Here is a 10,644-nt window from a genome sequence, read left to right as displayed (position 1 = left end):
CAATATGGGCATCGGCGGAATGACACCCGCACAGAAACTGAAAATGGCCGCGTGAATTCTACCAAAAAGCCCCGTTAAAAAGGGGAGGATTACCCCCCGACTTTGGTGCTGGCGATCGATTGAACGTCAAAGAGGGCAAGGTCAACTCGCTACCAGTCAAGAGCCTGGTGGCGAAAATCGACTTCTCTCAAAAGCTGGTTCAAGGCATGTCAGGTGGGCCTCTCGTAACACATGAGAACGAGGTCGCTGGCATTATCCATAAAGGCGGGCCTACTGAATCCAAAGACCTAGCTATCAATGTAGAAGAGCTACTGAAATGGCTTGCCGAGGAAGCTGAATAACGGGCGCTTCGATCCTCGTTCCAGTCGCTTCAAGCCATGTTGCCAAATCCGATTGCTGCAAAACCAGCTGTCAAAATTGCAAAACCGCGCGTCACGCTACAACCGTCGGGTCGCGAATCGAAAAACCGACTTTTGTCGCAAAGTCGGCGTTTCCGTGTCGCACGTCAAATGTCAAAATTCAGAGGTGGTGGGCCTGGAGGGACTCGAACCCCCAACCAAGCGGTTATGAGCCGCCGGCTCTAACCATTGAGCTACAGGCCCAAACCGGACTTTGTGCGACGTGCGCGCTAAAACCGGATACACACAAGCCAATGGCAACTTGTGCGGTTGCTCGAACTACCTCAAATTGGAGGCTCCGGCAAGACTTGCCGTATTCGCTTCATAATTAAGCGTCAAAACAATCGCAGGTTCAAGTTTACGAGGAGCAATAATGACCACTTTTCCCGTTAAAATGGTGGCGGCAGGCCTGATTTTAGCAGCCCCGCTTTATGCCACGGGTACACTCGCGCAGCAGACCATGGAATCGCAGATGCCTCAGGCAACGATCTCGATATCGGCTGATGGCGAGGCAACACTGGTGCCGGATATGGCCACGGTCTCAATGGCCGTTGTTTCCGAGGCCGATGCGGCGGATGCTGCTCTTTCGGAAAATTCGGCTGCGATGAAGAAAGTTATGGCGGCGCTGAAAGAAGCCGGCATTGCCGACAAGGACATGCAGACGGACAATTTTTCCATCAATCCGCGCTATAAGCAGATCAAGACCGATGACGGTATGACAAATGAAATCAACGGGTATCAGGTGCGCAACGGGCTTAACGTCAAAGTGCGCAACCTCTCCAATCTCGGCGCCGTTCTCGATCAGTCGATCAAGCTGGGCGTGAATTCCGGCGGTGGCATCAGTTTTTCAAACAGCGACCCTTCCGGCGCTGAAAATGAAGCACGCAAAGAAGCCGTTTCCAATGCCATTGCCAAGGCCGAAACACTGGCAGAAGCCGCAGGCGTGAAACTGGGCGATGTGCTCTCGATTACCGAAAACAGTTCCATGCCACAACCAGTGATGTTCCGCGCCGAAGCGATGATGGTGAAAAGCGATGGCGGCGCGCCGGTTGCCGCCGGTGAAAACACCTATAGCGTAACCGTCAATATGACATTCGCGATCGAGCAGTGATCCTGAAGTTACCGCAAAGCATCAAGGCCGGTTATCTGACCGGCCTTTTTCATGCCGACAGATGCAATATCACCTCGCGGCTGTGTGGATGGTCGCGATGCTCAAACAGATAGACTCCCTGCCACGTTCCCAACATCAGCCGACCCTGTGAAACCGGAACTGAGAGTGAAACCTGTGTCAGCGCTGATTTTATATGGGCCGGCATATCATCCGGACCTTCCAGCCGGTGGATCAGATATGACATGGACGGGTCATCGGCGGGCGGGGCAAGGCGAGCAAAGTAGGCCGAAAGGTCGCGTTTGACGTCCGGGTCGGCGTTTTCCTGAATGAGCAGCGAGCATGAGGTGTGGCGCACGAACAGCGTCAGCAGGCCTTCCTCTAAGGCATGATCGGCAACAAAGGCTGCCGCTTCACTGGTAAATTCATAAAGGCCCTGACCACGGGTCTCAAGTGAAAGGCGTGATTGCGGCATATAGGGGCTCCTGAAACATCCGGCAGAGCATTGAGGTCGAACTTGACGCTGACGCCGGGCTTTGCATATTGGTTCGTCTTCTCTTCTTTCCAGCAGATATGAAAAAGCAGTGCAATGTCCACAAGGGCTTCTGAAAATCCACGTGCCTTTGCGGTCACGCATCGTCTGGTGCTCACCATAGCACTGCCGATGATGATCGCCCACCTCTCCACGCCGTTGGTCGGGCTGGTCGCTACGGGGGTAATCGGGCAACTGAAAAACGAGGTGCTGATTGGTGGTGTCGCGCTGGCCGCTGTGATCTTCGACGTGCTGTTCACGACGTTTAATTTCTTAAGAGGCGCGACGACGGGGTTCACCGCGCAGGCGGTCGGTGCACATGACAGGGCGGGCGAGCAGCGCATGCTTTTGGGTGGTGTGCTGATCGCGCTTCTTTCCGGCCTTTTGATTGTTCTGCTGCATGTGCCAATCGGTCATCTCGGGCTTTATCTTTTAGGCGCGGATGGCGAAGTGCGTGATGCCGGGTGGGTGTATTACAGCTGGCGAGTCTGGTCCGCACCGTTTGCGCTTTTTAATTTCGTCGTCTTTGGTTGGGTGATCGGGCGAGGCGAGGCGGTGAGTGCACTGCTGCTGCAGCTGGTCCTGAACGGACTCAATATCGCTCTGAGTTTTCTTTGGGTGCTGTGGATGGGCTTCGGGTTAGCCGGCGCCGGTGCTGCCAGTCTGGTTGCGGAAGCCGTAACGGCGCTGACCGGCGCCGGACTGATTTTAAGGCACACAGAGCGGACGCTCTGGTCTTGGCCGGACTTAACTTCGGTGAAGCGGATGTTTTCGGTGAACCGTGACATGATGATCCGGTCGTTCGCGCTTTTAATCGGTATTTCACTTTTCACGCGGCAAAGCGGAACGCTTGGTGTGGAAATTCTGGCGGCCAACACGATCCTGTTGCGTTACTATTTTCTGGGCGTTGCCTTTCTGGATGGCTTCGCAACAGCGGCTGAGCAGCTCGCGGGCCGTTCCATCGGCGCGCTTTATCGCCCTGCCTTTGATCGCGTGGTGCGGCTGACAACGTTTTGGGGCGTTGCCTTCGCGCTGGCACTGGCCGCTGTTTTCATGGCAACCGGGCCTTGGGTTGCTGGTATGATGGCGCCCAATGACAGCACGCTGCGGCTGGCCGTTGATTATCTGCCCTATGCCGCAGCCATGCCGCTTGCCGGTGTGATCGCGTTTCAGATGGATGGTATTTTTATCGGTGCCACATGGTCGCGCGAAATGCGCAATCTCATGCTTTTGTCTTTGGCAACCTATCTCGTCGCGATCGCCGCACTGCAGCCTGTTTTCGGTAATCACGGGCTCTGGATTGCCATGCTGGTGTTTCAGGGGGTGCGCTCTGTCGCCTTTCGTTTCATGCTGCCGGGGCTGGCGAACAGAACCTTTGCCACGGGGCAGGGCGCATAAAAATGCCGGGCTTTTGGCCCGGCACTTCAAGCATTCAGCGATTTTGGCGACATAATCGCTCAGAGCGATTTTTCAAGCTCCGGCAGGATCTCGAACAGATCGCCGACGATGCCATAATCGGCAACCTGAAAGATCGGTGCTTCCTCATCCTTGTTGATCGCAACGATCACCTTGGAATCCTTCATGCCCGCCAGATGCTGGATAGCACCGGAAATACCGCAGGCAATGTAAAGGTCCGGTGCGACTACCTTACCCGTCTGGCCAACCTGCCAGTCATTCGGCGCATAACCGGAGTCAACGGCGGCGCGGGATGCACCGACGGCAGCGCCAAGCTTATCGGCGACAGGAAGAATGACTTCCTGAAACTTTTCCGAAGAGCCAAGCGCGCGGCCACCGGAAATGATGATTTTGGCAGAGGTCAGTTCGGGGCGCTCTGATTCCGCGATCTCGTTTTTAACGAAAGAAGACTGGCCGGGATCGTCAGCTGTGGTAACGGCCTCAACCGTTGCTGAACCCGTCATGGAGGCCGCGTCGAAACCGGCAGTGCGTACGGTGATCACCTTCTTGGCGTCGAGTGATTTCACCGTTTCAATGGCATTCCCGGCATAGGTCGGACGCTTGAAGGTGTCCGGCGCAATCACTTCGATGATTTCGGAAACCTGCATGACATCCAGAAGCGCTGCAACACGCGGCAGCACGTTCTTGCCGGTTGTCGTGGCAGCAGCCATGATCACATCATAGCCATCTGAAAGCCCCATGATCGTGGCAGTCAGCGGTTCGGCCAGACTTTCAGCCAGTGCATCGCTGTCAGCAACAAGCACTTTTGAAACCCCGGCGAGCCGGGCGGCACTTTCAGCAGCGGTACTGCAATCCTTGCCGGTGACCAGCAGGTGCAGATCACCGCCGATTGCTGTTGCAGCCGTGGCAGCTTTGGCTGTCTGATCAGAAACGGTCGTGCCGTCATGTTCTGCGAGAAGAAGAATAGTCATGATCTTGCGTCTCCTCTTTTAAAGCACGCCGGCTTCGTTTTTCAGCTTATCGACCAGCTCGGCAGCGCTTGCGACCTTGATGCCAGCCTTGCGGGCTTCCGGCTCTTCGGTTTTCAGCACTTCGAGATGCCGCTTGATTTCGACACCGAGATCGCCGGCCGTCTTTTTATCAACCGGCTTTTTCTTGGCTTTCATGATGTTGGGCAGCGAGGCATAGCGCGGCTCATTCAGGCGCAGATCTGTCGTGACAATGGCTGGCAGCTTCACCGTAATCGTCTGGAGGCCGCCATCAATTTCACGCGTTACAGTTGCTTCACCGTCACCCAGCTCCAGCTTGGAAGCGTAGGTGGCCTGTCCCCAGTTCAAGAGCGCAGAAAGCATCTGGCCGGTCTGGTTGGCATCATCATCGATCGCCTGCTTGCCTAGGATGATGAGGCCGGGCTCTTCCTCCTCCGCAACCTTCTTCAGGATCTTGGCGACGGAAAGCGGCTCAACGGTCTCATCCGTCGTGATCAGGATGCCGCGGTCAGCACCCATTGCCAGGGCCGTGCGGATGGTTTCTTCCGCTTTGGCCGGGCCAATGGAAACAGCGATGACTTCCGTGGCTTTGCCCGCTTCCTTCAGACGCAGGGCCTCTTCTACAGCGATCTCGTCGAAGGGGTTCATCGACATTTTAACGTTGGCAAGCTCTACGCCGGTGCCATCGGATTTTACGCGGATCTTCACGTTGTAGTCGACAACCCGTTTGACCGGGACCAATACCTTCATTTTCACCCTCCTGGATAAGGACCGGAACAGGCACTTCCGGCCTCCGCCTGAGATTTTTCGCCGTACTGCCACATTATCAGCAAAGGGGCTGTTTCTGTTGCAGATCGCAGTGACAATGAGGCCTATTTGGGCCACTCACTTGCCAATGGGCGACATGAATAATTTCATTTTGCGGGATTCGCAAAGAAATGTTGTCTTTTTCGCAAGCTTGTTGCGCAAATCAGCGGTTTTTTCCCGGCACCCACAAAACATCAGTCTTGCCATCATCATTGGCATGGCGTGATGCGACGAACAGAAAATCGGAAAGCCGGTTGATATAGCATAATGCTGGTTCGCTCAGTGTCTCACTGCCATGAAGGGCAACCATTGATCGTTCGGCTCTGCGGCAGATCGTGCGTGCCATATGCAAATGTGTGGCAAGAGCGCTTCCGCCCGGCAGAATGAAAGAGGTTAGTGGCGAAAGTGCCGAATTGAGCCTGTCGATTTCGCCTTCAAGCCATTCAACCTGTGTGGCAACGATTCTTAAGGGTTCGTAGCCCAGTGGCTCGCCGGTCTCTGGCGTTGCCAGGTCTGCACCAAGATCAAAAAGGTCATTCTGGATCCGCATGAAGGCGTGCGACAAGGCATCATCGGCCCCATCCTGCAAACGCGCAAGGCCAATGGCCGCATTGGTTTCGTCGACATCGCCTATTGCCTGCATGCGGAGATCGGATTTCCTGCGGCGAGGCCCGCAGGCAAGCCCTGTGGTGCCATCATCGCCGGTGCGCGTATATATCTTGTTCAGTTTTACCAAGGGTGCATTCTCGCTTAATTGCCGGATTGGACCAGCCACAGTGTCAGCATGATAAGGATAATGGCAAGCGCCTGAAAGGCGATACGGGCCTGCATCATCTTATTGGAAAAATTACCACTGCCACCGCGCATCATGTTGATCAGGCCGCGCGCAAGAAAGAACACGACCAGAAGCATGGCGATGATCGTCAGGATCGTCGTGATGGTCGACATGGCGCGGCAGATCTCCTCCGTTGCAGCGGCAAGCGCAATCCGGCTATCAGACGATAATTTTCCACCTCATGCAAGAGCGCGTACTCTACGCCCCGGCAAGTGCATGATTGAGAAGCTCTTCAGTATCGCTGTCAAATGCGATGAGAATGACGGTCTCAATGGATGGCAGCCCTTCTGTGACCCGCTTTACTGTGCCCGTGGCAATGGCGGCTGCCTTTTCAGCAGGGAAGTCATAAATGCCGGTTGAAATGGCCGGGAAGGCGATCGTTTTACAATCATTGGCGACGGCCAGCTGCAAAGCATTCTGGTAGCAAAGCGCCAGCTGCGCTTCCTCGTTGTTCTCACCACCATGCCAGACCGGGCCGACGGTGTGAATGACATGCTTTGCCGGAAGGTCGTAAGCGCCGGTGATTTTGGCTTCACCGGTTTTACAGCCGCCCAGGCTGGCGCATTCTTTCAAAAGTTCGGGGCCGGCGGCGCGATGAATGGCACCATCCACACCACCGCCACCCATGAGTGAGGCATTGGCGGCATTCACAATCGCATCAACTTCAAGTTTGGTGATGTCGCCTTTCTGGACCCGAATTTCTGCCATTTAGCTACCCTTTTTCCGATCTGGCGTTTTATCTCAGCTCATGCGCCCCATCAGGCGATAAAACCAGTCGGCGGGCATCAGCCTCTTCAGTGCCATCCCCTGTTTTGCCGGTGTTGTGACCGCGTAGTGTGGCCTTGGCCTTTTCGCTGTGAGCACCTTAACCAGAACGGCATAAACAGCATCTGGTTCCAGCTTGTGGCGGTTCACCGGTCCCGTTCCCTCCAGCCGGGCAAGCTGTTTGCGATAGTCTTCGGCATGGACGGAGCCTTCAAGATCGATATTCGCCTGAATATGTTTGAGCGCGTTGGCGGTGAATTTCGAAGCAATCGGTCCAGGCTCGATAAGACTGACAAAGATACCCGAGCCGTCGAGTTCCATCCGCAAGGTCAGTGAAAGTCCCTCAAGCGCATATTTCGAGGCCGTATATGGTCCGCGATAACGATAAGGCAGGACACCGAGGATCGAAGAACATTGCACGATCCGCCCGTGGCCCTGCTGGCGCATCAGCGGTATGATCTGCCGGGTCAACTCGTGCGGGCCGAAAAAGTTGGCTTCAAACTGGGCGCGTAAAACATCGGTTGGGATATCTTCGACGGCGCCCGGCTGCCCGTAAGCGCCATTATTAAAGAGCGCATCGATCTGACCTCCGGTTCTTTCCCGCACGGTTTCAACCAAAGCTGTGATGGAATCCGACCTGGTATAATCAAGGTAAAGCGCTTCCAGCCCGTCAGCGTCCAGTGCTTCGATATCCTCCGGCGTTCTGGCCGTTGCGAAAACCCGCCAGCCATCGGCCTTCAGTGCGCGGGCGCAGTATGCGCCGATACCACTTGAACATCCGGTGACAATGATTGTGGATTTGTCTTGCAATGGATCTCTCCGGTGTACGAATGCATTTCCTGTTCTATATAGGAACATGACAGACAGAACACGAAATCGATATGATTGTCGGCATGTTGTTTCGTACACATCGCCGTGCCTGATTTGGGGACTTCATGAAACAGCCGATCCGGATGATCTTTCGCATTGCCTATGATGCCTTTTTTCACTTCTCTGATGATGACGGCTGGGCAATGGCAAGCCATGTCGCGCTTTCGACATTGCTTGCGCTGTTCCCTTTCCTGATCTTCGGAACGGCTCTGGCAGGTTTTTTGGGCGCAGATCAGTTCGCTGATACGGCGATCAACACCATTGTCGGCGCATGGCCTGAAGAAATTGCCGAGCCGGTCGCCAATCAGATCCGGCAGGTGCTGACCGTGCCGCGGGGAGGGCTGCTGACGGTTTCGGTTCTGGCTGCAGCCTATTTTGCCTCCAACGGTGTGGAGGCGGTGCGGTTGTCGCTCAACCGGGCATACCGGGTGGAGGAAACGCGGTCCTGGTGGTGGTTGCGCATACGCAGCCTTGGGTTTGTATTTCTGGCGTCGATTATCTTTGCTTTTTTAAGTGTCATGTTTGTAGCTGTGCCGATTGCACTTCATTTCGCCGAACGCTGGTTCCCGTGGCTGGAACAGGCACTTCAGGCAGCCTCAAGTGCAAGGCTTCTCGGTACCTTCTTCATCCTGCTTTTTGGTCTGGTGATCGCCCATCTTTATCTGGCAGCGGGGAAGAGGCGGCTTGTCGATGTGCTGCCTGGCGTGCTTCTGACGCTGTTTCTGTGGTCTCTGTTTGCCTCTGGGTTTGCCTATTATCTCGGCTCTTTTGCGCAATACAGTGCCACTTATGCCGGTCTTGCGACACCGATGATCCTGCTGGTTTTCCTGTATTCCATCGGTGTTATCCTGCTTTTAGGCGCAGAGGTGAATGCGGCCTTACTCAAGTATAATGTCATCAAACACGCCCCGTGGAGCCGTCATAAAACACGCGAGGCCCGGCGCTCAAAATCCGCAGAGTGAGCGGATATCGGCCGGTTGTTTTCCGGCCTCGCGCAGCTGCCTGAGGGCGGTGTCACCGTTGCTTTTTGAGAGCTTGCGCCCGTCGTCTGCCAGTATAAGGCGATGATGCCGATAGACTGGCTCTGGCAGGCCGAGAAGCACCTGCAATAGCCGGTGAACCGATGTCGCGTGGTAAAGGTCCTTGCCACGCACGACATGGGTGATGCCCTGTCTTGCATCATCAACAACAACGGACAGATGATAGCTTGAGGGCGCATCGGAGCGCGAAAGAATAATATCACCCCAGTCTGCAGGCGCTGCCGTAATCTCGGCGATGCCATCGGCCCCATATTCTTTCCATGTCAGGGACTGTCCGGCCTTTTCGCAGGCGGCTTTCATATTCAATCGCCATGCATGGCGCTTTCCGTTTGCCAGAAGCTGCTGACGTTCATTTTCGCAACGTCGCAGATCCGTATCGGGATAAAGCGGTGCGCCATCGGGATCGCGTGGCCATATTCTGCCTTCTGTCTCGAAGGCCGCAACGGCTTTTTTGACGTCGCCGCGTGTCAGAAAAGCCGGATAGACAAGGCCCATCGCCCTGAGCCGGTCAAGGGCAAGGCTGTAGTCGTCAAAATGGTCTGACTGACGGCCGGGCAGGCTATCGAAGCGGATGCCAAGCCATGACAGATCCTCAATCGCAGCGGCCTCCAGCTGAGGTGTGCAGCGCGTTCGGTCTATGTCCTCAATGCGAAGCAGAAGCCGACCGTTGAAGCGTTCTGCGTCGTGCACGTTTTCAAGAACCGACAGGGCATGGCCGAGATGAAGGTGGCCATTGGTACTGGGGGCGAAACGAAAAACGGGTCGTGACTGGCTCGAAGACATGCGATGAGTGGCTTTGTTTTCTGTTCTGTCTCCAAGGTTTAAAGCCAATGCAGCGTTTACGCCACCATGCCGATCTTAAGAATGCACTGGAAACGCTCTATGTTGCCGATCCGGTCTTGAAAGAAATAGCGCTGAAAAGCGGGCCGGTTCCTCTGCGCCTTATGCCGGGCGGGTTCGCCGGGCTGGCCGAAGTCGTAACCGGTCAGCTGATTTCAAAACAGGCAGCCTCTGCAATTTTCAAAAGGTTCAAAGCCGTTTGCAGACCGCTGACACCCGATGCCTACCATACACTGCGCCCGGAAGACAGAAACAAAATCGGGCTTACGCGCACCAAACAGGCCACACTGGAAGGCATTGCGCGCGGGATTGTCGATGGCACGCTTGATCTCTCTGTTGTTGATGACATGCCAACGGAAGCGGCTATTGCCCGGCTTACGGCTTTTAAAGGCGTCGGCCCGTGGACTTCGGAAGTCTATCTGATGTTCTGTGCCGGACACGCAGATGTGTTTCCGGCAGGCGACCTTGCTTTGCGCGTGGCGGTCGCGCACGCCTTTGATCTTGATTCGAAACCAGCCATCCTCGACCTTAAAAACCGGGCGATGGCATGGCAGCCCTATCGCGCAGCGGCGGCCCGGCTGTTTTGGGCCTATTATGCAGCAGAGCTGAGAGCCTGACTCAAAAAGAATTCATCGATAGCAATACCTTGAGAGCCGTTTTATCATGATTCGGATGTGGGCGATCATGATCCATGCCTCGGCTGAGGCGATGGACTTTTCCCAATCCTTGGCCAGTCTGCGGCTTCTGCCAAGCCATGCAAAGGTCCGCTCCACGACCCATCGGCGGGGAAGAAGTTCAAAACCCTTGGCCTTGTCCGTTCGCTTTATGATTTCCAGCGTCCATTTGCCGACTTTCTTCAAGCGGCCTTTCAATTTGTCGCCCGCATAGCCGCCATCGGCAAAGACATGAAGAAGCCACGGCCAGCGATGCTTGATTGTCCGCAGAAGATCAGGCGCACCATCGCGATCCTGAATGTCAGCGCTATGGACCGTGAGGCCAACCATCAGGCCGATTGTATCGACAACGATGTGGCGCTTGCGGCCC

Annotated in this window: 14 protein-coding genes and 1 tRNA gene; 5 read left to right on the top strand and 10 right to left on the bottom strand. The window is 55.4% G+C overall.

Features of this window, described 5'->3' with window-relative positions:
* Positions 1-119: 119 nt before the first annotated feature.
* A complete protein-coding gene (locus EDC90_RS19710) occupies positions 120-341 on the top strand; it encodes a trypsin-like serine protease (protein ID WP_132314241.1) in 222 nt (73 codons plus the stop codon).
* Positions 342-526: 185 nt separating this feature from the next.
* On the opposite strand, the gene EDC90_RS19705 is transcribed toward EDC90_RS19710, so the two are convergent.
* Positions 527-602 (bottom strand) — tRNA-Ile (locus tag EDC90_RS19705).
* A gap of 169 nt (positions 603-771) precedes the next feature.
* On the opposite strand from EDC90_RS19705, the gene EDC90_RS19700 reads away from it, so the two are divergent.
* On the top strand, positions 772-1,509 hold the full coding sequence (locus tag EDC90_RS19700; protein ID WP_132314240.1) for an SIMPL domain-containing protein: 738 nt from the start codon (positions 772-774) through the stop codon (positions 1,507-1,509).
* A 49-nt stretch (positions 1,510-1,558) separates the two neighbouring features.
* Here EDC90_RS19700 and EDC90_RS19695 read toward each other — a convergent pair whose 3' ends face one another.
* Complete coding sequence (locus EDC90_RS19695; protein ID WP_132314239.1) at positions 1,559-1,981, bottom strand: secondary thiamine-phosphate synthase enzyme YjbQ; 423 nt, start codon at positions 1,979-1,981, stop codon at positions 1,559-1,561.
* A 114-nt stretch (positions 1,982-2,095) separates the two neighbouring features.
* Here EDC90_RS19695 and EDC90_RS19690 point away from each other — a divergent pair, with 114 nt between their 5' ends.
* The gene (locus tag EDC90_RS19690) at positions 2,096-3,436 is read left to right on the top strand and encodes an MATE family efflux transporter (RefSeq protein WP_132314238.1); all 1,341 of its coding nucleotides are present in this window, start codon (positions 2,096-2,098) and stop codon (positions 3,434-3,436) included.
* A gap of 59 nt (positions 3,437-3,495) precedes the next feature.
* Here the strand turns inward: EDC90_RS19690 and EDC90_RS19685 are convergent, their stop codons facing one another.
* The 6 genes from EDC90_RS19685 to EDC90_RS19660 all read right to left on the bottom strand — a co-directional run bounded on the left by EDC90_RS19685 (position 3,496) and on the right by EDC90_RS19660 (position 7,660).
* Positions 3,496-4,425: an electron transfer flavoprotein subunit alpha/FixB family protein gene (locus EDC90_RS19685; RefSeq protein ID WP_132314237.1), complete on the bottom strand. Its 930-nt coding sequence runs from the start codon at positions 4,423-4,425 to the stop codon at positions 3,496-3,498.
* Between the two features lie 18 nt (positions 4,426-4,443).
* On the bottom strand, positions 4,444-5,193 hold the full coding sequence (locus tag EDC90_RS19680; RefSeq protein WP_132314236.1) for an electron transfer flavoprotein subunit beta/FixA family protein: 750 nt from the start codon (positions 5,191-5,193) through the stop codon (positions 4,444-4,446).
* Positions 5,194-5,413: 220 nt separating this feature from the next.
* On the bottom strand, positions 5,414-5,986 hold the full coding sequence (locus EDC90_RS19675) for a cob(I)yrinic acid a,c-diamide adenosyltransferase (protein WP_132314235.1): 573 nt from the start codon (positions 5,984-5,986) through the stop codon (positions 5,414-5,416).
* Positions 5,987-6,000: 14 nt separating this feature from the next.
* Entirely contained in the window at positions 6,001-6,198 is a 198-nt protein-coding gene (locus EDC90_RS19670; protein ID WP_132314234.1) for a twin transmembrane helix small protein, read from the bottom strand.
* 85 nt (positions 6,199-6,283) lie between these two features.
* Positions 6,284-6,793, bottom strand: a complete 510-nt coding sequence (locus EDC90_RS19665; RefSeq protein ID WP_132314233.1) for an O-acetyl-ADP-ribose deacetylase — start codon at positions 6,791-6,793, stop codon at positions 6,284-6,286.
* A gap of 33 nt (positions 6,794-6,826) precedes the next feature.
* Positions 6,827-7,660 (bottom strand): SDR family oxidoreductase, encoded by an 834-nt coding sequence (locus tag EDC90_RS19660; RefSeq protein WP_132314232.1) that lies wholly within the window; start codon positions 7,658-7,660, stop codon positions 6,827-6,829.
* 125 nt (positions 7,661-7,785) lie between these two features.
* Here EDC90_RS19660 and EDC90_RS19655 point away from each other — a divergent pair, with 125 nt between their 5' ends.
* Positions 7,786-8,682, top strand: coding sequence for a YihY/virulence factor BrkB family protein (locus EDC90_RS19655; protein WP_132314231.1), 897 nt, complete (start codon positions 7,786-7,788; stop codon positions 8,680-8,682).
* On the opposite strand, the gene gluQRS is transcribed toward EDC90_RS19655, so the two are convergent.
* Positions 8,665-9,543, bottom strand: a complete 879-nt coding sequence (gluQRS, locus tag EDC90_RS19650) for a tRNA glutamyl-Q(34) synthetase GluQRS (RefSeq protein WP_132314230.1) — start codon at positions 9,541-9,543, stop codon at positions 8,665-8,667. The genes EDC90_RS19655 and gluQRS overlap by 18 nt on opposite strands.
* A gap of 47 nt (positions 9,544-9,590) precedes the next feature.
* On the opposite strand from gluQRS, the gene EDC90_RS19645 reads away from it, so the two are divergent.
* Positions 9,591-10,217 (top strand): DNA-3-methyladenine glycosylase family protein, encoded by a 627-nt coding sequence (locus tag EDC90_RS19645; protein ID WP_132314229.1) that lies wholly within the window; start codon positions 9,591-9,593, stop codon positions 10,215-10,217.
* Between the two features lie 12 nt (positions 10,218-10,229).
* On the opposite strand, the gene EDC90_RS19640 is transcribed toward EDC90_RS19645, so the two are convergent.
* Positions 10,230-10,644, bottom strand: a 415-nt coding sequence (locus EDC90_RS19640) for an IS5 family transposase (protein WP_132314228.1), incomplete at its 5' end; no start/stop codon positions are given.

Source organism: Martelella mediterranea, from assembly GCF_004342225.1.
Taxonomy (GTDB): domain Bacteria; phylum Pseudomonadota; class Alphaproteobacteria; order Rhizobiales; family Rhizobiaceae; genus Martelella; species Martelella mediterranea_B.
The sequence above is the reverse complement of the archived record's forward strand: the minus strand, read 5'-3'. Positions and strand labels throughout refer to the sequence as shown.

Bases quoted from the DNA above. Each gene is read 5' to 3' on its own strand.
- EDC90_RS19690 (WP_132314238.1), top strand. From the start codon at position 2,096: ATGTCCACAAGGGCTTCTGAAAATCCACGTGCCTTTGCGGTCACGCAT.
- EDC90_RS19685 (WP_132314237.1), bottom strand. From the start codon at position 4,425: ATGACTATTCTTCTTCTCGCAGAACATGACGGCACGACCGTTTCTGAT.
- EDC90_RS19655 (WP_132314231.1), top strand. From the start codon at position 7,786: ATGAAACAGCCGATCCGGATGATCTTTCGCATTGCCTATGATGCCTTT.
- EDC90_RS19700 (WP_132314240.1), top strand. From the start codon at position 772: ATGACCACTTTTCCCGTTAAAATGGTGGCGGCAGGCCTGATTTTAGCA.
- EDC90_RS19695 (WP_132314239.1), bottom strand. From the start codon at position 1,981: ATGCCGCAATCACGCCTTTCACTTGAGACCCGTGGTCAGGGCCTTTAT.
- EDC90_RS19665 (WP_132314233.1), bottom strand. From the start codon at position 6,793: ATGGCAGAAATTCGGGTCCAGAAAGGCGACATCACCAAACTTGAAGTT.
- EDC90_RS19680 (WP_132314236.1), bottom strand. From the start codon at position 5,193: ATGAAGGTATTGGTCCCGGTCAAACGGGTTGTCGACTACAACGTGAAG.
- gluQRS (WP_132314230.1), bottom strand. From the start codon at position 9,543: ATGTCTTCGAGCCAGTCACGACCCGTTTTTCGTTTCGCCCCCAGTACC.
- EDC90_RS19645 (WP_132314229.1), top strand. From the start codon at position 9,591: ATGCAGCGTTTACGCCACCATGCCGATCTTAAGAATGCACTGGAAACG.
- EDC90_RS19670 (WP_132314234.1), bottom strand. From the start codon at position 6,198: ATGTCGACCATCACGACGATCCTGACGATCATCGCCATGCTTCTGGTC.